The organism is Spongiactinospora rosea (assembly GCF_003315795.1).
Lineage (GTDB): Bacteria > Actinomycetota > Actinomycetes > Streptosporangiales > Streptosporangiaceae > Spongiactinospora > Spongiactinospora rosea.
Window position 1 is genome coordinate 111,042 of the sequence record NZ_QMEY01000002.1, and the last position, 22,524, is coordinate 133,565.

Genomic DNA, 22,524 nt, shown 5'->3' on the forward strand with positions numbered 1-22,524 from the left:
GCCACGCGGCGCGAGGCGTTCAACGCCCAGATCCCCGCCATGGTGGAGCAGCTCGAAACGCTCGGCGTCCGGATGATCTAGACCGATACGAGTAACCTGCCCCTGGCCGACATCGGCTCCGACGGCATCGGCGGTTGCGGCCACCCGCTACCGCTACCGCGGCGACGAGATTCCCAGCCCTTGGATGGTCCCTGAACACGCCTGACGGCACAGGCCGTGGAGAGCCCGGTACTCGGAGACGGGTACGCCGGGTTCGGCGAGCGGCACGGAGAAACGGGCAGGTGGGACACCAGCACCGCGCTCCGTGCCGACTCGACAGATGGACCGGCATGCCAGCGGGCAGGCCGGTGGCGGGAACGGCGGCGGGAACGGGAAGCTGACGGAGTCTGAGCAGGAGGAACCGGCCCGGTCCGATCCGGCTCCTCCATTCGTAGAACCAGGACTGGGACACGCCCAGTGCCAGGCAGGAGTTTCATCGGCTCCCAGAAGACCGAGCACGGCATCGACCACATCACGAAGGAGCTTGGGCAGCTGGAAGACGAGCGTGATGACCTCAAGCGTTTCGTGGTCTTGTGGTCAAAGAGGCGATGGGTCGGTGAGCGTGGCGGCCCTCCCACGCAGCCTTCTGCCGGGCGTGTTCCTTGACCAGCTCCCGGGTCCGCCTTCACCGCGAGCCTGCGCGGCGCGAACCCAGACTCGCAGGATCTCGCGGCTGACTCCCAGGCCCCGCGCGGTCGACGTGAGCGTCCGATCCGGCCTCGACAACGCCAACGCCACCGTGTCGGCCTTGAACTCGGGCGAGTGGTTCTTCATCACCATCAGGAACATCTCTTCCCCCGGACCTCAAGCCGGTCCCCGAGCCGATCACCCGCTTGCGCATCCGCGCCTCCTTGATCATTCGGCACGGCGCCGCCCGAAAAGTGAAAGACTACTAACACTTAACTGATAGCGTCGGGAAGACGATCACGAGGATGGGTGGACAGACGATGACGCATACGCCGGAGCTACCGCTGGAAATGCGGCGCAACGGGCTCGACCCGGTCGAGGAGCTCGGCCAGGTACGAGATGACCAGGGTGTGCTACGGCAGATGACGGCGTTCGGGGTGCCCGCATATCTGATCTTGCGTCACGAGGACGTCCGGGAAGTGCTCTCGGATGCGACCCGGTTCAGCAGCCGCATGCGGTTCCCCGACGACGATGAGTTGAGCGAGGAGGAGCAGGCGAAGTCGCGGGCCGGGCACCTGATCGCGTTTGACCCGCCCGAACACACGCGGCTGCGGCGGATGCTGACCCCGGAGTTCACGGTGCGCCGGATGCGCCGGCTGGAGCCGCGGATCACCGAGATCGTGGAGTCGGCACTGGATGATCTGGAGCGATCGGGCAAGCCGTCTGATCTGGTGGCACACTTCGCGCTGCCGGTGCCATCAATGGTGATCTGCGAGTTGCTCGGCGTCCCCTATTCCGATCGGGGCGAGTTTCAGCACCGTGCCGCGCGCCAACTGGATCTATCCGCGCAGGTCGAGGAACGGAACGCGGCGCGGCGGGAGCAACGCGCCTACATGGCGGACCTGGTCGCCCGGGCGCAGGCGCACCCGGGTGAGGACATGCTGGGCATGCTGGTGCGCGAACACGGTGATGACCTGTCCGCCGATGAGCTGATCGGCATCGCCGGCCTGCTGCTGCTGGCCGGGCACGAGACCACCTCCAACATGCTCGCCCTTGGCACCCTGGCCTTGCTGCAGCACCCGGACCAACTGGCGATGATCCGCGACGACTCGGCGCGGGCCGAGCCAGCCGTCGAAGAGCTGATGCGCTGGTTGTCCATCGTGCCCTCGCTGATGCGCACGACCACGACCGAGGTGAAGATCGCCGGGCGCACCATTCCCGCCGGTTCGATCGTGGTGCCCTCACCGATCGCCGCCAACCGCGACAGCGCCCTCATCGACGATCCCGACGCGCTCGACATCACCCGCAGTGCCGCCAGTCATGTCGCCTTCGGCCATGGGGTGCACCACTGCCTGGGGGCGCCGCTGGCGCGTATGGAGATGCGGACCGCATTCCCGGCGCTACTCCGGCGCTTTCCCAGCCTCGCACTGGCCGATCCGGACGCCGCCCTCGATTTCCAGATCTTCAGCCCCGTCTACGGATTGCGTTCGCTACCGGTGACCTGGTGAGCGGACGGGCACTCAGGGCTGACGCCGCCCGTAACTACGAGCGGATCCTTGGCGCTGCGGTCGCGGCGTTCGAGGAGATCGGGCCGGAAGCCACGCTTGAAGAGATCGCCGAGCGGGCGCAGGTGAGCGTAATGACGCTGTATCGCCGCTTCCGAAGTCGCGACCAGCTCATCCGGGCCGTCTTCGATCATGTTCTGATCACTGAGATCGAACCCATGACCACCGCCCACACCGATGATCCGTGGCAAGACCTCGTCGGTGCGCTCACCACCGTCGCCGACGTGCTTGCCCAACGGCAGGCGATTCACTCGCTCGCCCTGGAATTCCAGACATTCGCCAACGAAACCGCGCACCGCCTCCTCCGCTCCCTGGAACCCCTGATCAGTCGCGCCATCGACGCCAAGGTGGTGCGCCCGGAGCTACAGGTCCGGGACCTGGCCGCTGTCATCATGATGACCGCCGCCACCGTACATCCCGGCGATCCCCACAGCGCGGGCCACCGCCGCTATCTCGCCATACTCCTCGACGGGCTGCGCCCCTCATCGACCGCCCTCCCCCGCCCTCTTCACGGGACTCCTCCGGCCCATCCACCCACGAACAGTGACCCGCGATCACGCGGTGGAGGCCCTTGAGCCCACCAGGGGGCACACGGGCCAACCTCCTTTCAGCCTTGCGGTCGGTCTTCCCGCTCCTCGACGAAGCCCTCCGCTCCCATCGAGAGCGCGATGCCCGGGATGCCATCGTCTGCGCACTCATCGGTGACGTCGGCGGATCGGTCGCCGCCGGCCACGTAGCCCTGCGATACCAACGCCGCCGATCGGGCTCTGAGCGATCGAGGTCAATGTGCGGGACATCGACGTCGGTGCGCAGGGGCCTGGCCGGTGGGGCGGGGAATGGCACTGGTCAGTGGAGCAGGCGGCAGTTGATAGACGGGACCCGGTGGCGGGTCCGGACCGGGGCGCCGTGGCGGGACGTGCCGGCCTGCTACGGCCACTGGTCCACCGTGTACGGCCTCTTCCGCCGCCGGCAGCGGGCGGGAAGGCGGGCACAGATCCTGGCGGCGTTACAGGCCTGTGCGGACGCAGCCGGGAAGATCGGCTGGACGGTGAGCGTGGACCACCGCAGGGCCAAGGGGTCGAAAGGAGGCCGCCCGCCTGCCTTCGACCCCGCGATCTACCGCCTGCGCCATGCCGTGGTCCGTTGCCTCGGTGATCAGCCGGTGGCGTCACCGATGCCATAGGCGGTGATGAGCAGGGTCGCCGTTTGGTCGAGGTCTCATGCGGAGGTTCACGCGGCCTCTGCGCCTCGATGAGCCACCTCAACACGAGATGTTGGGTGTGACTTTTTGATCGCGTCTATATATGGTGTCTCTGCAGCCGGTCCGGCCGCCCGGCCAGGGCGGCCGGGGCAAGAGGGAACCCGGTGGGAATCCGGGACTGCCCCGCAGCGGTGAGTGGGAACGACCGCCGTCAGGCGCACTGGGCCACAGGGCCTGGGAAGCGACGGCCAGTAGGCGCCAAGATCATGCCCACAAGTCCGAAGACCTGCCGGCCGCGCCGTGTACGGCCATGCGTACACGGCTGCTCCGAGGCCGCGCGGGACGGCCGACGGCACCGGACGCGAGGCTGTACGCGCCCCTTGCCGACGCCTCCTGCGCGTTCTCGGTACCTGACCGAGTTCGCGAGGAGAGAGCTGTGACGGTCACCGAAGACCTGCCGGCCAACGAGATGCCCGCATCACGGCGGGCACAGATGCGCGTTCGCAAGCGCAACGGCACCGCCGAGCCGGTCGATGTCGGCAAGATCGTCCGTGCGGTGGAGCGCTGCGCCGGCGATCTGACCGACATCGACCCGCTGCGGGTGGCCACCAAGACGATCAGCGGGCTGTACGACGGGGCGACCACCGCCGAACTGGACCAGCTGTCGATCCAGACCGCCGCCGAGATGATCGGCGAGGAGCCGCAGTACTCCCGCCTGGCCGCCCGGCTGTTGTCGGCGTACATCGGCAAGGAGGTCCACGGGCAGGGGGTGGCCTCCTTCAGCCAGGCGATCCGGCTGGGACACGCCGAGGGCCTGATCGGCGACCGCACCGCCGAGTTCGTCGAAGCCAACGCCCGCAAACTGGACGACGCCATCGACATGGACGCGGACCTGCGCTGGGAGTACTTCGGCCTGCGCACGGTCTATGACCGCTACCTGCTGCGCCACCCGTCCACACGGCTGGTGGTCGAGACGCCGCAGTACTGGCTCCTTCGGGTGGCGTGCGGGCTGGCCGAGACCCCCGCCGAGGCGATCGCCTTTTACCGGCTCATGTCGTCGCTGGCCTACCTGCCGAGTTCGCCGACGCTGTTCAACTCCGGCACCCGGCACACCCAGATGTCCTCCTGCTACCTGGTCGACTCGCCCCGCGACGAGCTGGGCTCGATCTACGAGCGGTACGCCCAGGTGGCGCAACTGTCGAAGTTCGCCGGTGGGATCGGCATCTCCTGGTCGCGGGTGCGTTCGCGCGGCGCGCTGATCCGCGGCACCAACGGGCACTCCAACGGCATCGTCCCGTGGCTGCGCACCCTGGACGCGTCGGTGGCCGCGGTCAACCAGGGCGGCAGGCGTAAGGGCGCGGCCTGCGCCTACTTGGAACCGTGGCATCCGGACGTCGAGGAGTTCCTGGAGCTGCGCGACAACACCGGCGAGGACGCCCGCCGTACGCACAACCTGAACCTGGCCAACTGGATCCCCGATGAGTTCATGCGCCGGGTGGAGTCCGATGGCGTGTGGTCGCTGTTCGACCCGCACGAGCTGCCGGAACTGCCCGACCTGTGGGGCGAGGCGTTCGAGGCGGCCTACCGCGCGGCCGAGGAGGCCGGCCGGTACGTCCGCCAGGTCAAGGCCCGCGACCTGTACGCCAAGATGATGCGCACCCTGGCCCAGACCGGCAACGGCTGGATGACCTTCAAGGACGCCGCCAACCGGCTGTGCAACCAGGCGGCCGAGCCGGGCAACGTGGTCCACCTGTCCAACCTGTGCACCGAGATCATCGAGGTGTCCAGCGATGAGGAGACCGCCGTCTGCAACCTCGGCTCGATCAACCTCGCCGCGCACCTGGCCGGGGGAGGCGTCGACTGGGAACGGCTGCGCGCCACCGTGCGCACCGCGGTCACCTTCCTGGACCGGGTGATCGACATCAACTACTACCCGACCCCGCAGGCCGCGGCGAGCAACCCGCGCTGGCGTCCGGTCGGCCTGGGCGTCATGGGCTTGCAGGACGTGTTCTTCAAGCTGCGGCTGCCGTTCGACTCCGCCGAGGCCAGGGAGCTGTCCACCCGGATCTCTGAAGAGATCTACCTGTCCGCGCTGGAGACCTCCGCCGGGCTGGCCGAGCGGTTCGGCGCGCACCCCGCCTACGACCAGACATGGGCGGCGCGCGGCAAGCTCCAGCACGATCTGTGGGGCGTGGACGGCACCCAGGCCGAGCGCTGGGCCGCCGTACGCGAGCGGATCGCCGCCCACGGCCTGCGCAACTCGCTGCTGATCGCCATCGCGCCCACCGCCACCATCGCCTCCATCGCCGGGTGCTATGAGTGCGTCGAGCCGCAGGTGTCCAACCTGTTCAAGCGCGAGACCCTGAGCGGGGAGTTCCTGCAGATCAACAACGCCCTGGTGGCCGAGCTGAAGGCACGCGGGCTGTGGATCGAGCGGGTACGGGCCGCCATCCGGCAGGCCGAGGGCTCGGTACAGGGCATCGCCGAACTACCGGACGACGTGCGGCGGCTGTTCCGCACCGCCTGGGAGCTGCCGCAACGCGCGCTCATCGACATGGCCGCCGCGCGCTCGCCGTACATCGACCAGAGCCAGTCGCTCAACCTGTTCTTGAGCGCACCGACGATCGACAAGCTCTCCTCGATGTACCTGTACGCCTGGAAGTCCGGCCTGAAGACCACCTACTACCTGCGTTCCCGCCCCGCCACCCGGATCCAGCAGGCCACCGTCCCCGTCGCGGACAAGCTCGATGAGGTCGTTGCCTGCTCCCTGGAGAACCCCGAATCCTGTGAGGCGTGCCAGTGATGCTGCTCGACCCGGGCATGAGCCTGACCCTGCGCCCGATGCGCTACCCGCTGTTCTTCGATCGCTACCGTGACGCGATCAAGAACACCTGGACCGTGGAGGAGGTGGACCTGCACTCCGACCTCGCCGACCTGTCCAAGTTGTCGCCCGCCGAGCGGCACCTGGTCGGCCGGCTGGTCGCGTTCTTCGCCACCGGCGACACGATCGTGGCCAACAACCTGGTGCTCAACCTGTACGAGCACGTCAACGCCCCCGAGGCCAGGCTGTACCTGTCGCGGCAGCTCTTCGAGGAGGCCGTGCACGTCCAGTTCTACCTGAACCTGCTGGACACCTATGTCCCGGACGAACAAGAGCGGTACGAGGCGTTCGCGGCGGTGGAGAACATCCCCTCCATCCGCCGTAAGGCCGAGTTCTGTTTCCGCTGGATCGACTCCATCGGGGACCTGCGCCGGCTGGAGACACGGGAACACCGCAGGGCGTTCCTGCTCAACCTGATCTGCTTCGCCGCCTGCATCGAGGGCCTGTTCTTCTACGGGGCCTTCGCCTACGTCTACTTCCTGCGTTCCCGCGGGCTGCTGAACGGCCTGGCCTCGGGCACGAACTGGGTCTTCCGGGATGAGTCCATGCACATGGCCTTCGCCTTCGACGTGGTCGCCGTCGTACGCCGGGAGGAGCCCGGCCTATTCGACGAGGAGATGGCCGAGCAGGTCAGGCAGATGCTCGCCGAGGCGGTGGACTGCGAGGCGCAGTTCGCCGAAGACCTGCTGGGGCAGGGGGTGCCGGGCATGTCGACCGCGGACATGCGCACGTACCTGGAGCACGTCGCCGACCGGCGGCTGACCCAACTCGGCATCGAGCCGCTGTACGGGGCGAAGAACCCGTTCGCCTTCATGGAACTCCAGGACGTGCAGGAGCTGGCGAACTTCTTCGAGCGCCGTGTCTCGGCCTACCAGGTGGGAGTGACCGGCTCGGTCAGCTTCGACGCCGACTTCTGATCCGGGCTCGGCGGTCGACGAGCGTCGCGGCGCGCGGGGCAGCAGATCCGGGTGGCCGATTTCACCTGAAATGACATGAGTTGCGAGAGATGTCACTCTCATCCTGCATATTGTTTGCAACTGCTACTAATATGCATCTATGGGTGGCGGCTGATGGAGCATCTCGACGTATGGTCGGCCGACCCGGGCCGGCGTCGCCTCGGCCATCCGCGCTACGACGCCTGTGGTCCGGCCAAGCCCGGCCCGTACGCCGATGCCGGTGAGATCCTTACCGGCATCGGCCTGCGCCGGACCCTTCCTCGGCTGCGGATTCTGGCCGTCCTCTGCGAGACGGCGACCCATCTCAGCGTTTCGCACCTGCATCGACTGGTGGCCGATGCGCACCCGAAGGTGGACCTGTCCACCGTCTATCGCAATGTGACGATGATGCGCGAGCACGGCGTGCTGCACAGCTTCACGCACGCCGGTGAGGCGATGTTCGGGCTGGCCACGACGCCGCATCATCACCTCTTCTGCGAACGATGCGGACTGCTGGTCGAGGTGCCGGCCGACCGGCTGGGCACGGCGGCGGAGCTGATCAAATCGAGTTGCGGCTTCGAGGTGGAGCCCTCCGGCCAGTTCCTGCGGGGAAGATGCGGAGGCTGTCGGCAGGCCTCCCGCAACGCCGGATAGTTGCGCAACTATGGTTGTTGCGATGAGTATGCAACTAGGACCGCGAAGGAAGAGACGCCATGGGTGAGTACACCCTTCCGGACATGCCCTACGACTACGCCGCCCTGGAGCCGGCGATCACCGGGGAGATCCTGGAGCTGCACCACGCCAAGCACCACGCCGCCTACGTCAAGGGCGCGAACGACACGCTGGAAAAGCTCGCTGGTGCCCGTGACAAGGGCGAATTCGGCGGGCTCGTCGGGCTGGAGAAGACGTTCGCCTTCAACCTCTCCGGCCACGTCCTGCACACGATCTTCTGGCAGAACCTCTCCCCGGACGGCGGTGACCGCCCCGACGGTGACCTGGGGGCGGCCATCGACGAGCACTTCGGGTCGTTCGAGGCGTTCCAGAAGCAGCTCACCACGGCCACGGCCACCGTGCAGGGATCGGGCTGGGGCGTGCTGGCCTGGGAGCCGCTGGGCCGCCGCCTGGTGGTGGAGCAGGTCTACGACCACCACGGCAACATCGGCATGAACACCACGCCGCTGCTGGTGTTCGACGCCTGGGAGCACGCGTACTACCTCCAGTACCGGAACGTCCGCCCGGACTACGTCGAGAAGCTGTGGAACCTGATCAACTGGAACGACGTCATCGCCCGCTACGACGCGGCACGTAGCGCCTGATGCCGGCGGCGCGCGCCCGGTCCCAGCATGGTCCGCCGGGCCGGGCGGGCGCCGCTCCCTGCGAAGTCCGTCTCATCCCGGCCGGAGACGTGCATCGCCTGCTGGACACCGTGGCCGAGGTGGCGGAGGGCGTCTTCACCCGTCCGCCCTGGTCCGAGCCCCGCACGGAGGCTCGTGCGGTCGCCGCGCGGCTCGCCACCGACGCGCTGAGGCCGGGATTCCTCGCCGTCGCGGCCCTGCATGGTGATCAGGTCTGCGGTTTCGCCTACGCCGTACCCTGCTCAAGGCTCGCCCTGCTCGCCTCGCGGTTGCCGCGCGGCGACCTCACCCTGAAGGAGCTGGCCGTCCTGCCCGCCGCGCGCGGCTGGGGGCTCGGTGCGATGCTGCACGACCGGTTGCTGGCCGCCGCGCCGCCCGCCTCCTGGTGGCTGCTCACCCACCCGCGAGCCGGTGCCGCGCTGGGCCTTTACCGCCACCGCGGCTGGCGAGTCGCCGCCTGCCACCCGGCCCCGCATGGCCGGTCCAGGCTGATCATGCTGCGGGAAGCGTGCTCACCGTCCCGCGCCGCAGGTGAGCGCGGACACGCAGGGCGAGTATGAGGGAGAGCGTGAGGCCGAACGCGATCCAGGCGACGTACACTCCAGGCAGCCCGAGCCCGGCCCGCACGCCGAGCAGCCATGCGAGTGGCAGCAACATCAGGTAGTCCCCGGCCGCGTTGGCGAGCATGACGGATCGGGTGTCGCCCATCGCGCGCAGGAACGAGCCGTACGCCATGGCGGGCACCATAGGGGCCATGCTGAGCACCGCGAGCGGTACCGCCGCCCAGGCCAGGTCCGCCACCACCGGGTTGGTGGTGACCAGTGCGAGCAGCCAGGGACCGGCCAGGAGCGCGAGTGCCGCAGGCGCGGCGAAGACCACGAACAGCAGGACGACCCCCTTGCGCCGCCACAGGGTCGCCGCCGCCTTGTCGCCCGCGCCCAGCGCCTGGCCGGCCATGATCGTGATGGGCGCCGCCGCGGCGCTCAGCGCGGTGAAGACGACGAGCAGCAGGTTGTCCACGATGCGGTACGCCGCCAGGTCGGCGGTGCTCATGCGGGCCGCGAAGCCCGCGATCAGCGCCTCGTTGAGATAGCCGAGCCCCATGGTGCTCATCTCCGGCCAGCCGATGGCCCACAGCCGGCGCGTCACGTCTTCGGCTGGCTCCGGGCCGCTTCGCGGCAGGCGGGAGCGGGCGTACGTGAGCAGGAAGGCCGTACCGGCGGCGGTGGCGGCGAGGGTGGCCAGCGCGGCGCCGGTGACGCCGAGTCCGGCACCGAAGATGAGCAGGACGCCGAGGGGCAGGTTGACCACGTTGACCAGGAGCGCGTGGTACATCGAGGCGCGGGTGACGCCGATGCCCGCGCACGCGCTCTGCAGCACGAACGACGCGGCGGCCAACGGCACGGCGGGCGCGAGTATTCGCAGGTAACCGGTGCCGGGGCCGATGAGCTCGGGGGCCGCGCCGAGCAGCGTCAGTGTGGGACCGGCCACGGCGTACAGCGCCGCGCCGATGCCGGCCCCCACGACGATCGAGGTCAGCAGCCCCACGCGGACCACCCGGGCGACCGAACCGGGGCGTCCCGCGCCGTGTTCGCGCGCCACCAGCACCTGCACCGCGGTCGCCCAGCCACGTACGACGACGAGCGCGACCAGGTAGACCGGCGCGGCGAGCGCGAACGCCCCGAGCGCCTCGGTGGAGAGCCGGCCGAGCAGCACGGTATCGACCAGGTTGACGATGATCTGCGTCAGTCCGGCGACCAGGAGTGGTACGGCCAGCGCCCACAGCCGACCGACGCTCGGACCGGCGGCCGGCGCCGTCACAGGACGGCCTGGGCCGCGTCCAGGATCTCGGTGTCGCGGTCCAGGACGATCAGGGTGTCCACCCTTGAGTCCTTCCACTCGCGAACGCGCGCCGCGATGGCGTCGAGCGGGCCGCACAGCGCGATCTCCTCGACCAGCCGGTCGGGAACGGCGGCGGTGGCCGCCGCCTTGTCGCCGTCCGCGAAGCGCTTGCGGATGTCCTCGGCCGGGCCCTGATAGCCCATTTGGCAGGCCACGTCGAAGTAGGTGTTGCGCACGCCGGGGGCGACGGCTCCGATCAGGTGCGCGTACAGCGGACGCAACTTGTCGCGGCCCTCCCGCACGGTGTCCGCGCGGGCCGCGTAGACGATGGGGCAGATCTTCACATCCGCGCGGTCGCGCCCGGCCCTGGCGATCCCCTCGTCGAGCGGGGCCAGGAGGGCGGCCTCGTGCTCGGGGGCGTACATGCCCGACAGCCATCCGTCGGCGATCTCGCCGGTCAGGGCGAGGTTGCGGGGGCCGATGGCGGCCAGGTAGAGCGGGATCCGTGACCGCAGTGGCGCCATCTCCGAGCGGATCGGCCGTGCCCTGCCGGTGGAGCCGGGGCCGGTGTAGGGCAGCGAGTAGATCGCGCCGTCGTGCCGTACCCGCTCCTCGTGCGCGACCGCCCTGCGGACGATCTCGACGTACTCCCGGGTCCGCTGGAGCGGGCGGTCGCAGGGCAGGCCGTGCCAGCCCTCGACGATCCAGGGCACGGACAACCCGAGCCCGAGCCGGAACCGGCCGCCGGACAGGACGTCGAGCGTCATCGCGGTCATCGCCGTCGCGGCGGGGGTCCGGGCGGGTATCTGCATGATCGCGGTGCCCAGTTCGATCCGCGTGGTGGTGGCCGCCAAGTAGCCCAGAACGCTGACGGCGTCGGGGCCGTACTCCTCCACGCTCCACACCGAGTCGACACCGATCCGCTCGGCGTGCCGGACGACCGGCAGCACCTCCTCCATCGGTTCTCCGCCGTAGCCCAGGGCGAGTCCCAAGCGCATACGTGCTCCTTTCAGGCAAACGGCAGCGGCTGCCGGATGAGATCGTCTTCGGTGAGCGGGCCGGTCACCCAGCCGCGTTCGACGGGCTCGGCGAGCAGTCGTGGGCCGCCGAGGAAGGGGAAGGCGGCGGGGGCGTTGCAGTACAGGCCGGGCACGAGGACGCGGGCGACGCTCAGCCCGGCGGCCCGGACCTCGGGCGTCGTCAGGTCCACGGCGTAGGCGCGCAGGCCCTGTTCGCGCAGGGAGCGCAACGGCCCTGTCGCCTCCGGCGGGCCGGTGGGTCCGGTGGGGTCGCGCAGCCGGTCCAGCCGCTCGCCCTGGAGGCGCTCGTCGAGGTGGAGCTGCACGTGCAGGCCCACATCGTTGACGTCGCGCCAGCCGGGCCGTACGCCGTCGAGGTAGGCGCGGTCCGGCCGATGGGCGCGGTAGGGCCGGTGGTCGATGCGCCTCTCGCGTACCGCCCGCCAGAAGCCGCTGTCCTCGTCGAGCAGTTCCCTGCCGGTCTCGTAGGTGCCGATGGCCTCGGTGAACGCCTTGGCCGCGGCTTCGCCCGCGGTGGCGCGGCACGCGCTGCCGAAGCCCACCACGCGCCGCTCGGGGTCCTCGACGAACGCCGCCGCCACCATCGCGTCGAATGGGCAGGGGACGCGTAACAGCGACACACGCAGGCCCGACTTCTCCGCCTGGAGGATCGCGGCGGCCAGCGGGCCGTCCGGCGGCGGCAGCGGCGCGGCAGGCGCGCCGCTCATCCACCACAGCGTGACGGCGTCGCGTTCGAGCACCTCCCGCAGCGCCGCCACGCGGGCCTGTTCCGGCGAGGTCCCGGCGGCGGTCCCCGCCAGCACGGGATAGTTCGTGGGCGGCTCGGCGCTACGCGGGCCCGTGAAGTAGTTGACGTAGGCCAGGGAGGCCGGGACCAGCACCCGCGACCCGTCGACCAGGTCCTGGGCGGGTGCCCAGGCGATGTCGAGGTCGGCCGTCATGGGCACGAAAGGAAACCCGCGGCTCGCATACTGGGCACGGGAGTAGAGGGCGAAGGTGCGCGGGTCGAGGGCGGGTCCGGCCAGGTCGCGGTACGGCGAGCGAAACAGGCCGCCGGGGACGGCATTGCCACAGTGCCGCTCGATCGCCTCACCCAGCGCCGCCCGCCGGGCCGCGCCCGGATCACCGATCGACGCGCCGTGGGCCACCGCGTCGATCGACGCGGCGCTCAGGCGGGCGGTGTAGGAGACGAGGGCGGGCACGACCGGCTCGCGTGGCCGGTCGCGGCGTATCCGGGTGACCACGCCGAGCCGTAGCGCGGCCTCCTCACCGTCATCGGCTGGATCCACCTGGCTCCCCTCTCATGGCAGGTGGGCCGGGACCATGGAAGGGGTCCCGGCCCGGGGGAAGATCAATTACTGGTCGTCGCCGTCCTCACGCCACTCGAACGGCGAGTCCACCGCAGGGGTGTGCGACTTGATGCCCGACTGCGGCTCATCGGGCTCGACGAATCCGGGGTGCGCCATTCGCTTCCTCCTTCGGTCGTCGCATACGACGCGCAGCTATTGCGAGTCATATGCAAATACCACTTGATTGCATTAAGTAATACACAGGAGGACAGAGAACTCAATGGCCCATTCAGGAAGTTTCGACCAGGCCATACTCGTCGCACTTCCCCTGTCCGGAACGCGGGAGTACAGGCCGCGGCTGCGCCGGTGGCTGCCCGTGCCGAGCAGCACGTCGCCCCGGCATGGGGGCACGCCCTCCGTACGACGAGCCGTCATGAGGCGTAGGCGTAGCGTGCTTTATGCTCCTCCCGCGCCGGTGAGCTGGGAGGCCATCAGGGCAGCGTAGGCCCCGGCGCGTCCGATCAGTTCATGGTGGGTGCCTGTTTCGGCCACTCGGCCTCCGTCCAGCACCACGATGCGGTCGGCGGTCAGGATCGTGGAGAGGCGGTGGGCGATGACCAAGGTGGTGCGGTTGCGGCGTACGCCCGCCATGGCCGCCGAGACCTGCTGCTCGCTCTCGGTGTCCAGGTTGGAGACCGCTTCGTCCATGATCAGGATCGGTGCGTCCTTGAGGATCGCGCGGGCGATGGCGATGCGCTGGCGCTGGCCGCCGGACAGGCGTGCGCCGAGTTCGCCGGGGAGGGTGTCGTAGCCGTCGGGAAGGCCGGTGATGAACTCGTCGGCCTGCGCGGCGCGGGCGGCGGCGATGACATCCTCGGTGGTCGCCTCCGGCCTGCCCAGGCGGATGTTGTCGATCAGCGGGATGTTGAACAGGTAGACGTCCTGCGGTACCAGCGTGATCAGCCGCCGCAGCTCCTCCTGAGGGAAATCGCGGATGTCGTGGCCGCCGATGGTGATCGCGCCGGCGTCCACGTCCCACAGGCGCATGAGCAGGCTCGCACAGGTGGACTTGCCCGCCCCCGAGTGGCCCACCAGCGCGACGGTCTCGCCGGGGGCGACGTCGAAGGTGACGTCGGTGACCGCGTCGGGCGGCGTCGTGCCGTACCGGAAGCGCACCCCGGAGAAGGCGACGTGCGGCGCGATGGGGCCGGGCGGTGGGGCGGTGACGCGGTCGGTGACCGGGGCCGGAGTGTTCAGGATCGTCATGATGCGGTCGCCCGCGGCGATCACGAGGTTGAGGTCGCGGGCGACGTCGGTGACCGCGATGACCGGGGCGAAGGTGGTCGCGGCCAGGACGACGGCCACCGGGAAATAGGTGGCGGAGAGCGTCCCGCCGGTCACCAGCAGGGCGGCGGTGAGCAGTACGGCCAGCAGCCCGAGCGTGGTGAGCGCGTTGGTCACCGCGTGTTCGAGGCCGGAGCGGCGGCCGTGGGCGAGCTTGGCGTCCAGCAGCCGGTCGTCCAGTTCGGCGATCCGGTCGAGTTGCCGGTCGCCCGCTCCCGAGGTGATCAGTTCGCGCAGGCCCTGGAGGGTGTCCACGGCTTCGGCGTTCAGCTCGCCGACGCGGGCGCGCAGCTCGGCTCCATGGGCCTCGGCGTGCCGGCGCAGCCAGGCGGGCAACAGCGCCAGCAGGACCAGCGCGGGCGCGAGGGCGAGGGCGAGCCCGGGGTGGAAGACGCCGAGCGCGGTGAGCGCCGCGACGGGTACGGTGGCGGCGCTGACCAGCGGGCTGAGGGTGTGCGCGAACCACAGCTCAAGCTGCTCGACGTCGGAGATCGCGGCGGCCCCGAGATCGCCCGAGCGGCGCTGGAGCAGGTAGCCGGGAGCGAGCCGGTCGAAGGCCTCGTACACCCTTCCGCGTACGTCCGCCAGCACCCGGAAGGCGGCCACATGGGCGAGGTAGGACTCCAGCCAGGGCGTGACCGCGAGCAGCGGCAGCAGAACCCCGAGCGTGATCAGCCCACCGCGCAGGTCATCGGGCGCGGCCCCCGTGATGGCCTGGCTGACCACCCAGGCGCCGACGCCCGCCGAGGCCAGGACGACCAGATGGTGGGCGATCCCGCTGAGGATCGCCGCGACCAGCAACCACCGGTGCGGACCGAGCAGCCGGGCCAGCGGCAGCAGACTGCGGATCATCACGCGGCTCCTTCCTGAGCGGCGACCAGCCGGGCGTAGGCGCCGCGCCGGTCGAGCAGACCGGTGTGGTCGCCCTCTTCGACGATCCGCCCGCCGGCCATGACGATGACCCGATCGGCATCGCGCACGGTGGACAGCCGATGAGCGATCATCAAGGTGGTCCGCCCGCCGGTCAGTGCGTCGAGGGCCTGCTGGATGCCGGATTCGTTGGCGGCGTCCACGCTGGAGGTGGCCTCGTCCAGTACGAGGATGGGGGCGTCCTTGAGCAGGGCGCGGGCGATGGCGATGCGCTGCCGTTCGCCGCCCGACAGCTTCAGTCCGCGTTCTCCGACGACCGTGGCCAGTCCCTGGGGCAGGTCGTGCACGAAGTGGGCGCGAGCCGCGCGGATGGCGGCCTCGATCTCCTCATCGGTCGCATCCGGCCTGGCCAGGGTGAGATTGTGCCGGACGGTGCCGTGGAAGAGGTAGGTGTCCTGTGACACGACGGCGATGAGCGAGCGCAGCCGCTCCAGCGGCAGCTCGCGGATGTCGAGGCCGTCGATGGTGATCCGGCCCCCGGTCATGTCCTCGGTCGTGTCGAAGAAGCGCAGCAGCAGGGCGGCCACGGTGGTCTTGCCCGCGCCCGAGCGGCCGACCAGCGCGACGCGCTCACCGGGAGCGACCCGGAGGGAGAAGCGGTCAAGAGCGGGTTCGGTCCGTTCCCGGTAGGTGAAGGTCACCGCGTCGAAGGCGATCTCCGGTGGCCCCGAGCGCTCCCGCACGCGGCTTCCCTCGGGCGACAGCGGGGCGTCCAGCACCTCGAAGACCGCGTTCAGCGAGGGGATCGCGTTGTAGCTGGAGTGGTAGGCGGCCTCCAGTTCGCGCAGCGGCCGGAAGCATTCGGCGGTCAGCATGAGGATCAGCAGCAACCCGGTGACGGTCAGGTCGCCCGCGGCCAGCCGTACCGCGCCGACCCCCAGGGCCACGGCCGTGCCCAGGCCGATGACGAAGGCCACGCCGCCGAGGTAGAGCACGACGATGGCCATCAGCCGGATGGAGTCGCGGCAGAACCGCTCGGCCAGCCTCGCCAGTTCCACGCCACGCCGGCCGCTGGCGTTGAACGCCTTGAGCGTGGCCATGCCCTGCAGGGCGTCGAGGTTTTCCGCGTACAAGCCCTTGTAGCCGCGAAACCAGGCGGCGTTACGGCCCCGCAGCACCTTGTCGGAGACCAGGGGCAGTACCGGCATCAGCGCCGCGCACCCCAGCACCACGACCCCGATGACCGGATCGAGCACGAACAGGAACGCGGTGACCCCGACCGCGCCGACCAGGGCCGCGACCATCTGCGGCAGGAACCTGCCGACATAGGCGTCCACCGTCTCGATGCCGTCCACCAGCGAGGACTGCGTGGCGCCGGTCCGCCCGCGCTGTGCCCACCCGGGTCCGAGCGCCAGCAGCTTGGCGGTCAGCCGCCGGCGCAACTCCTTCTTGACCCCTGCCGAGGCGCGCAGCGCGGCGCTCTCCCGCAGGGCCAGCGCCAGGCTGCGCACCACCTGCAACACCACGATCCCGGCGAGCAGCCAGAGGATCGAGGCCACCGGCCGGCCGGCGAAGATCCGCGCCAGGGACTGGGCGATCAGCACGCCCTGGCCGACGTAGGTGGCGGTGATGGTCAGCAGCAGGCCCACCAGCCCGGCCAGCCGCAGGCGCACGGCCGGTGACAGGCTCAGCAGTCGGATGATCACTGCTCCTCCTTGAGCTCGAAGACGAGCTGGGTACGGCGTACGGCACGAACGCCGTACACCTGGGAGATCCGCTCGGGGGTCAGCACCTCTTCCGGCGGACCACCGGCCAGGACGCGGCCCGCGTCCATCAGGTAGAGGCGATCGCAGTAGGCGGCGGCCTGGTTGAGGTCGTGCAGCGCGGCCAGGGTGCTGATGCCCAGGCCCCGCACCAGGCGCAGGATTTCGAGCTGGTGGCGAATGTCGAGGTGGTTGGTCGGCTCGTCCAGCAGGAGCAGCCGGCTCTGCTGGGCCAGCGCACGGGCGATCAGCACACGCTGCTTCTCGCCGCCGGACAGCGTCGCGTAGCCGCGCCCGGCCAGGTGGCCCGCCGCCACGCGTTCCAGCGCCTGGGCGCAGATCAGCTCGTCCGCCGGGGTGTCGCGGTCCAGGGGCCGCTTGTGCGGGGTGCGTCCCATGGCGACCATTTCGGCCACCGTGAAGTCCAGCTCGGTGGGGGCCTCCTGAGCGACGACCGCGGTACGCCGGGCCGATTCGCGCGGCGACAGCCTTACCAGGTCGTCCCCCTCGACGGTGATCAGTCCGGCCGCCGGGCGCAGGGCCCGGTACGCGCTGCGCAGCAGCGTCGACTTGCCGCAGCCGTTCGGGCCGATCAGCCCGACGAACTCACCGGGACCGACCGTAAGGCCGGCCTCGTGCACGATGGGACGGCCGTCGACATGGACGGCCACGCCGTTAAGGGTGAGAGTCATCCGCGCCTCCGTAGCAGCCACAGGAAGAACGGCACCCCGAAGATGGCGGTGACCACGCTCAGCGCCAGCTCCTGCGGAGCGGCGACCGTGCGCGCGGCGACATCGACGAGTTGCAGGAAGACCGCACCGAGCAGGGCGGAGACCGGAAGCACCCGGCGATGGTCCGCACCGACGATCATCCGTGCGGCGTGCGGCACGATCAGCCCGACGAAGGCGATCGCCCCGCTCGTGGCCACCAGGACGCCGACCAGCAGCGAGGTCAGCACGAACAGCCGCACCCGCAGCGCGGTCACATTGATTCCCAGCGAGATCGCGCTCTCCTCACCTGAGGACAGCGCGTTCAGCGGACGGTACTGAAAGAGCAGGTAGGCGGCCCCGGCGAGCAGGACGGCGGCCGGGATCGGCAGCATCTCCCAGCGCGCCCCGCCGAGGCTGCCCAACAACCAGAACAACACCTGCTGCGCCGCCCTGCCGCTCTGTGCCTGCTGCAGGACGTAGCTGTAGGCGGCCTGGAAGAGGTACGCCAGTGCGACCCCGGCCAGCAGCAGCCGCGACGGGGTGATCCGGCCGGAGCGCTGCGCCAGCAGGTACACCAGGACCAGCGCGAGCAGCGCGCCCAGGAACGCGGCGGCGGACAGGGACAGCCCGCCGAGCACCGAGGTCCCGAACACGAAGACCAGCACCGCGCCCAGGGACGCGCCGGAGGAGACGCCCAGCAGGAACGGGTCGGCCAGCGGATTGCGCACCAGCGCCTGCAACACCGCGCCGACCAGGGCCAGCCCCGCGCCGACCAGCAACGCCAGCAGCGCCCGGGGCAGCCGGAACTCCCAGACGATCTGCGCCTGCGCGGGCGTCCAGGCCACAGAGACCGAGCCGGGTACAAGGCGGTCGGCGACGATGCCCCACACCTGCCCGGGGGCGACGGAGACCGCGCCGACGCTCACCGCGAGCAGCGTGGACGCGACGGTCGCCAGGGCGAGCACGGCGACGACCGGCCACAGCCTGCCGGAGATGCCGCTCGCATCGCGCCGGCGGAGTGCCGTAAGGGGGCTCATCCGGTGAAGGCACCGGGATGCAGGAACCTGGCGATCTCGACGACGGCCAGGAGGTTGCGGTAACCAGGGTGCTGGGCCGCCGCCGGAAGGGGAAGGAAGCGCTTGTCCTTCGCGGCTGCGCTGTTCCTGGCGATGGCGAAGGTCTGCGCCGCCTTGACGGGCGCGCTGGGCTTCTGTTCGCCCATGAGCACGGCGTACTCGCTGACGAGCAGCGCCTCCGGGTCCGTGGCGGCGATCTTTTCGACGTTGACCTCGGTGTAGTCGGCCTTGACGTCGGCCAGGACGTTCTGCCCGCCCGCCAGCTCGATCATCTGGTTGGTCAACCCGGAGCCACCGTAGGCGTTGACCGGCCCCGTGCCGCCGTCGGTGGCCAGCACCCTGACCTTGGGACGTCCGGCGACCCGCTTGGTCGCGTCGTCGAGCTTGCCGCGTAGCTCACTGATCAGCTTGCCGGCGCGGTCGGGAACGCCGAAGATCGCGCCGAGATTGCGCAGGTCGGTGAAGATGTCCTCGATCGTGTAGTCGAGCTGCTGTTCTGGTGTGCACCAGCCGCCCAGGATGTAGACGGGCGATCCGGCCGCGGTCAGCTCCTCGGCCGTGGCGAATCCGCCCGCGGGGTCGAAGCTGGTCGAGGAGTTGTCGAGCACGAAGTCGGCGCCCTGCGCCAGCATGATCTCCTTCTGCGGCAACGTGATCATCGGGGAGATCTCAGGAATCTTGTCGTAGATCTCTTCCTGGCCGGGGAGGAAGGCGGTCTCGGTGAAGTTCGTACGGCCGGCGACATGATCCTGTAGCCCGAGGGCGATCAAGGTCTCCAGCGCGGGGTGGTAGCCGGTGACGACCTTGGCCGGCGGCTTGTCGAAGGTCAGCTTGCGACCACAGTTCTCGACGGTCACAGGGAAGCCGTCCGCCTGTCGCGACTCTGTGGTCCGCGCGGCGGCGCCGTCCGGCGGATCGGCGGGCTGCGCGCCGCAGGCTGTCAGGGTGAGCACGGACAACAGCAGGGCGAGCCGCCTCATGAACCATGACTCCTTGCCAATCAAGTGCAAATGCAAATCACTTGCAAAAGTAGGCTGAGCCGGCCCATGGGGTCAAGCACGATCGCCCTCCCCCATCCCGACACCGACGCACGATTCGGCTCGTCTGCACGCCCCCAGCGGGGCCGGCAACCTGATCACGCAGACGCGACCGAGATTTGCTGCGCTGCATCAAAGTCCGGCGGGGAGCCGGCGGATCTGCGCCATGGGCAGTTCATAGCCTCCGATCAGTGCGATAACGGCCCTCATCCCTCCAGACGACCCGACGACCCGACGACCCGACGACCCGACGACCCGACGACCCGACGAGAAGGTCGGTGCAACGAACTTCCCTGGCACAACTCGTACGTTGGCAGGTATGCGGCCGAGCATCCGGAAGTTCAGCGAACGCCCATCGAAACAGACGTATACCCGTTCCCTGGGCGGCCAGGTCCGCGGGCAGGGGCATCGGCTGGGTGAGACCGACGCGGGCGCGGCCGGTGTCGGCCTCGGGGCAAGCCTTGGCCGCGATCTGTCCGGCGAGCTACACCCATTTGAGTTGGCCCGCACCGGCGTCAAGACATCGCTGGCCGCCGCTCCAGCTCCCGCGTCTCCGGCTTCGAGGTTCGGAAAAGCATCGCGACGAGCAAGGCAACGCCGAGGCACAAGGCGCCGAGCACCCATAGCGCAAGGTCCATTGCTGCCGGGTACTCCGCACCGGCCAGGGTTCCGGAGGTCCGAGCAGCCAGTACCGAGCCGACCACGGTGACGGCGAGGGTCTCCCCAGTCAGCTTGGTGGTGTTGAACAGGCCCGCGGCCATACCCGCCTGCTCGGCCGGCATACTGCCGACCGCCAGGCCGTCTAGCAGGCCGATCGCGATGGCGATCCCAACGCCTATCAGGAGAAGCGGCCCCACGTACCCGTCGGTGGCGGCGAACCAGGCGGCGCCCGCGCCGACGAGCACCAAGGACGCGATCACTTGGGTCGACGGGTTCACCCAGCGGGTGACCATCCCGCACAGGATCGGCACCACCAGCATCGGCCCGGTCAACAGGACGACAAGAGCACCCGCCTGTGCCGCCGTCACGGCTTCGGTCGCCATGAAGTACGAGGGCAGATACACCACCAGCGGGGCGAACACCGAGACGATGGCGACCATGGTGGCGCACAGCCCGAGGAACCTCGGGGAGGTCAGCAGCCGCAGATCCAGCATGGGGTCGGAGGCTCGCCGTTCGATTCTGACGAACAGCAGGAACGAGGTCACCGAGCCCAGCAACGCGATCAGCACGAGCGAGGACGTCCAGCCCAGCTCCGGCCCCTCCGCGACCACCAGGATCAGCAGCATCAGCGCGACGGTGAAAGCCGCCGGGCCCGTCCAGTCCATCCGGGCCGTCGCGGTTTTGTGTGAGTCGGGTAAGAACCTGAAGAATGCCAACGTGATCAGGCCGATCACGCCGGGAAGCCCGAACGCGCTGCGCCAGCCGAACGACTCGATCAGCAGCCCGGCCATAGTGAGCCCTAAGGCAAGACCCAGCCCGATGGTCGCGCCGAACAGACCGAAGATCCTCGTCCGCTCCGCACCGGTGTAGGCCTCTCCGAGTACCGCACTGGCGCCGGTCACCATGGCCGCCGCGCCGATCCCGGCCACGACACGGGCCAGGTCGAGCACCACGATGTTGGCGGCCATCGCGCTCACCAGCGCGCATACCGAAAACAACGCGACGCCAGCGAGGAACATTCTGCGGCGGCCGTACCGGTCCGAGAAAGAGCCGGTCACCAGCATGAAGCCGGCGAAGGTCGCGCTGTACCCATTGACGACCCATTGCGTGGCCGCGAACGTGGTGTGCAGATCCTCGGTGATCCGGGTGAGCGCGACGGATGTTCCGCTGAAGGTGAAGGGAACAAGGAACAACGCGGTCAGTGAGATGCCGACCGTTGCGAGACGGTTCATGTCCGGGTAACCCCTCCAGAGCTGCGAGCGGCATATTTCACACTGCCCGCGGCTCAATGCCGTTGGCCCGTCAACGCCGCCTTGACATGCACGTTCCCTTGCCCATAACGCAAAAATACTTAGAACACGGAACCGAAAAAATGCCACGTAGGCACTTGCCGGGCTCTTAGGCCGTCACAGTGGTTCGGGTTGCGTTTCCTTTGTGGACTCGTAGAACTCGCGCAAAGCAGACAGCTCGGCCGGGGTCAGCTCCACGTCCAGCGCGCGCAGGTTGTCGGCGAGCCGGTCGGCGGTGATCTCGGTGGTCTCGAGCCGACCGTCGGCGTACTCGGTGACGAGCCGGCGTCCGACAAACCTTCGTCCCACCTCGTCTGCCAACCGCATCACCACCAGTTGACCGGTGAACGGGGAACGGGGGTGGGTGGAGGTGTAGTGGTGGAACACCTCGTAGTCGATCTGCCGGGCGGGCAGGCCGAGGGTGGCGTGCAGCGCGTCCCAGCCGTCGGCGGTGCGCTTCTCGAACAGCCACTGGCCGTTGTCCCGGCGGATCCGGTGTCGCCGGCCTGCCTGGTCCACCTCGGCGCCGTCGATCAGCGGGGTCGGGTGCATCACCCAGGCACCGAAACCGACGTCCGCCAGGTACTCGACGCCGTCGACGGGCACCACCATCAGCATGTGGATGTACGAACCGCGCTCCCGATCCGGCTGCACCCTGGCAAAGCTGCGCCGGACCGTGAACCCGAGCTCCTCCAGCGCGGCGGCGAACAGCAGGCCGTGCTCGTAGCAGTAGCCGCCGCGGTTCCGGCGGACCAGCTTGTCCATGATGGCGGGCAGCTCGACGCCGCGGTGCTGGCGCAGCACCACATCGATGTTCTCGAACGGGATGGCCCGCACGTGCGCGGCGTGCAGCGAGTGCAGCGTCTCCGCCGACGGCTCGACACGCGGGTGGTCGATCCTCCCCAGGTAGGCGTCCAAGTCGAAAGCGGTGATGTCGAAGTTAGCCACCGGGTCGGTGACCGGGAACGGGATGGGCTCGATGAATGTCATTGATCTGTCCT

At 69.5% G+C, this 22,524-nt stretch carries 19 protein-coding genes and 1 riboswitch; of the genes, 8 read left to right on the forward strand and 11 right to left on the reverse strand.

Translation table 11 applies throughout. The features are described 5' to 3' along the window. Positions 1-576: 576 nt before the first annotated feature. Positions 577-828 (reverse strand): transposase, encoded by a 252-nt coding sequence (locus tag DP939_RS05925; protein WP_318656270.1) that lies wholly within the window; start codon positions 826-828, stop codon positions 577-579. Between the two features lie 158 nt (positions 829-986). Here DP939_RS05925 and DP939_RS05930 point away from each other — a divergent pair, with 158 nt between their 5' ends. The 8 genes from DP939_RS05930 to DP939_RS05965 all read left to right on the forward strand — a co-directional run bounded on the left by DP939_RS05930 (position 987) and on the right by DP939_RS05965 (position 9,163). Continuing rightward, entirely contained in the window at positions 987-2,174 is a 1,188-nt protein-coding gene (locus tag DP939_RS05930; RefSeq protein ID WP_113979587.1) for a cytochrome P450, read from the forward strand. Next, positions 2,171-2,806, forward strand: a complete 636-nt coding sequence (locus DP939_RS05935; RefSeq protein ID WP_199564978.1) for a TetR/AcrR family transcriptional regulator — start codon at positions 2,171-2,173, stop codon at positions 2,804-2,806. The genes DP939_RS05930 and DP939_RS05935 overlap by 4 nt, the downstream gene beginning before the upstream one ends. A gap of 209 nt (positions 2,807-3,015) precedes the next feature. Continuing rightward, positions 3,016-3,414, forward strand: coding sequence for a transposase (locus DP939_RS49235; RefSeq protein ID WP_225878077.1), 399 nt, complete (start codon positions 3,016-3,018; stop codon positions 3,412-3,414). A 120-nt stretch (positions 3,415-3,534) separates the two neighbouring features. Further along, positions 3,535-3,740: riboswitch (cobalamin riboswitch) on the forward strand. Positions 3,741-3,868: 128 nt separating this feature from the next. Next, complete coding sequence (locus DP939_RS05945) at positions 3,869-6,235, forward strand: ribonucleoside-diphosphate reductase subunit alpha (RefSeq protein ID WP_225878078.1); 2,367 nt, start codon at positions 3,869-3,871, stop codon at positions 6,233-6,235. Further along, positions 6,235-7,230: a ribonucleotide-diphosphate reductase subunit beta gene (locus DP939_RS05950; protein WP_113979589.1), complete on the forward strand. Its 996-nt coding sequence runs from the start codon at positions 6,235-6,237 to the stop codon at positions 7,228-7,230. The genes DP939_RS05945 and DP939_RS05950 overlap by 1 nt, the downstream gene beginning before the upstream one ends. Before the next feature lie 153 nt (positions 7,231-7,383). Beyond that, complete coding sequence (locus tag DP939_RS05955) at positions 7,384-7,902, forward strand: Fur family transcriptional regulator (protein WP_158578478.1); 519 nt, start codon at positions 7,384-7,386, stop codon at positions 7,900-7,902. Positions 7,903-7,961: 59 nt separating this feature from the next. After that, positions 7,962-8,564, forward strand: coding sequence for a superoxide dismutase (locus DP939_RS05960; protein WP_113979591.1), 603 nt, complete (start codon positions 7,962-7,964; stop codon positions 8,562-8,564). An 89-nt stretch (positions 8,565-8,653) separates the two neighbouring features. Beyond that, positions 8,654-9,163: a GNAT family N-acetyltransferase gene (locus DP939_RS05965; protein WP_158578479.1), complete on the forward strand. Its 510-nt coding sequence runs from the start codon at positions 8,654-8,656 to the stop codon at positions 9,161-9,163. Here DP939_RS05965 and DP939_RS05970 read toward each other — a convergent pair. The 10 genes from DP939_RS05970 to DP939_RS06015 all read right to left on the reverse strand — a co-directional run bounded on the left by DP939_RS05970 (position 9,096) and on the right by DP939_RS06015 (position 22,513). Then, on the reverse strand, positions 9,096-10,424 hold the full coding sequence (locus tag DP939_RS05970; RefSeq protein ID WP_158578480.1) for an MATE family efflux transporter: 1,329 nt from the start codon (positions 10,422-10,424) through the stop codon (positions 9,096-9,098). The genes DP939_RS05965 and DP939_RS05970 overlap by 68 nt on opposite strands. Next, positions 10,421-11,443 (reverse strand): LLM class F420-dependent oxidoreductase, encoded by a 1,023-nt coding sequence (locus tag DP939_RS05975; RefSeq protein ID WP_113979594.1) that lies wholly within the window; start codon positions 11,441-11,443, stop codon positions 10,421-10,423. Before DP939_RS05975 ends, DP939_RS05970 begins: the two co-directional genes overlap by 4 nt. A gap of 11 nt (positions 11,444-11,454) precedes the next feature. After that, positions 11,455-12,774, reverse strand: a complete 1,320-nt coding sequence (locus DP939_RS05980) for a YcaO-like family protein (protein ID WP_113979595.1) — start codon at positions 12,772-12,774, stop codon at positions 11,455-11,457. A 456-nt stretch (positions 12,775-13,230) separates the two neighbouring features. After that, on the reverse strand, positions 13,231-14,970 hold the full coding sequence (locus tag DP939_RS05985; protein ID WP_113979596.1) for an ABC transporter ATP-binding protein: 1,740 nt from the start codon (positions 14,968-14,970) through the stop codon (positions 13,231-13,233). Then, the gene (locus tag DP939_RS05990; RefSeq protein ID WP_113979597.1) at positions 14,970-16,694 is read right to left on the reverse strand and encodes an ABC transporter ATP-binding protein/permease; all 1,725 of its coding nucleotides are present in this window, start codon (positions 16,692-16,694) and stop codon (positions 14,970-14,972) included. The genes DP939_RS05985 and DP939_RS05990 overlap by 1 nt, the downstream gene beginning before the upstream one ends. Further along, positions 16,691-17,443, reverse strand: a complete 753-nt coding sequence (locus DP939_RS05995; RefSeq protein WP_113979598.1) for an ABC transporter ATP-binding protein — start codon at positions 17,441-17,443, stop codon at positions 16,691-16,693. Before DP939_RS05995 ends, DP939_RS05990 begins: the two co-directional genes overlap by 4 nt. Beyond that, on the reverse strand, positions 17,440-18,498 hold the full coding sequence (locus DP939_RS06000; protein ID WP_113979599.1) for a FecCD family ABC transporter permease: 1,059 nt from the start codon (positions 18,496-18,498) through the stop codon (positions 17,440-17,442). The genes DP939_RS05995 and DP939_RS06000 overlap by 4 nt, the downstream gene beginning before the upstream one ends. Next, on the reverse strand, positions 18,495-19,517 hold the full coding sequence (locus tag DP939_RS06005) for an ABC transporter substrate-binding protein (RefSeq protein WP_113979600.1): 1,023 nt from the start codon (positions 19,515-19,517) through the stop codon (positions 18,495-18,497). The genes DP939_RS06000 and DP939_RS06005 overlap by 4 nt, the downstream gene beginning before the upstream one ends. A gap of 572 nt (positions 19,518-20,089) precedes the next feature. Next, positions 20,090-21,466 (reverse strand): MFS transporter, encoded by a 1,377-nt coding sequence (locus DP939_RS06010; protein ID WP_113979601.1) that lies wholly within the window; start codon positions 21,464-21,466, stop codon positions 20,090-20,092. A gap of 174 nt (positions 21,467-21,640) precedes the next feature. Then, on the reverse strand, positions 21,641-22,513 hold the full coding sequence (locus DP939_RS06015) for an arylamine N-acetyltransferase family protein (protein ID WP_113979602.1): 873 nt from the start codon (positions 22,511-22,513) through the stop codon (positions 21,641-21,643). Between the last annotated feature and the right edge of the window lie 11 nt (positions 22,514-22,524).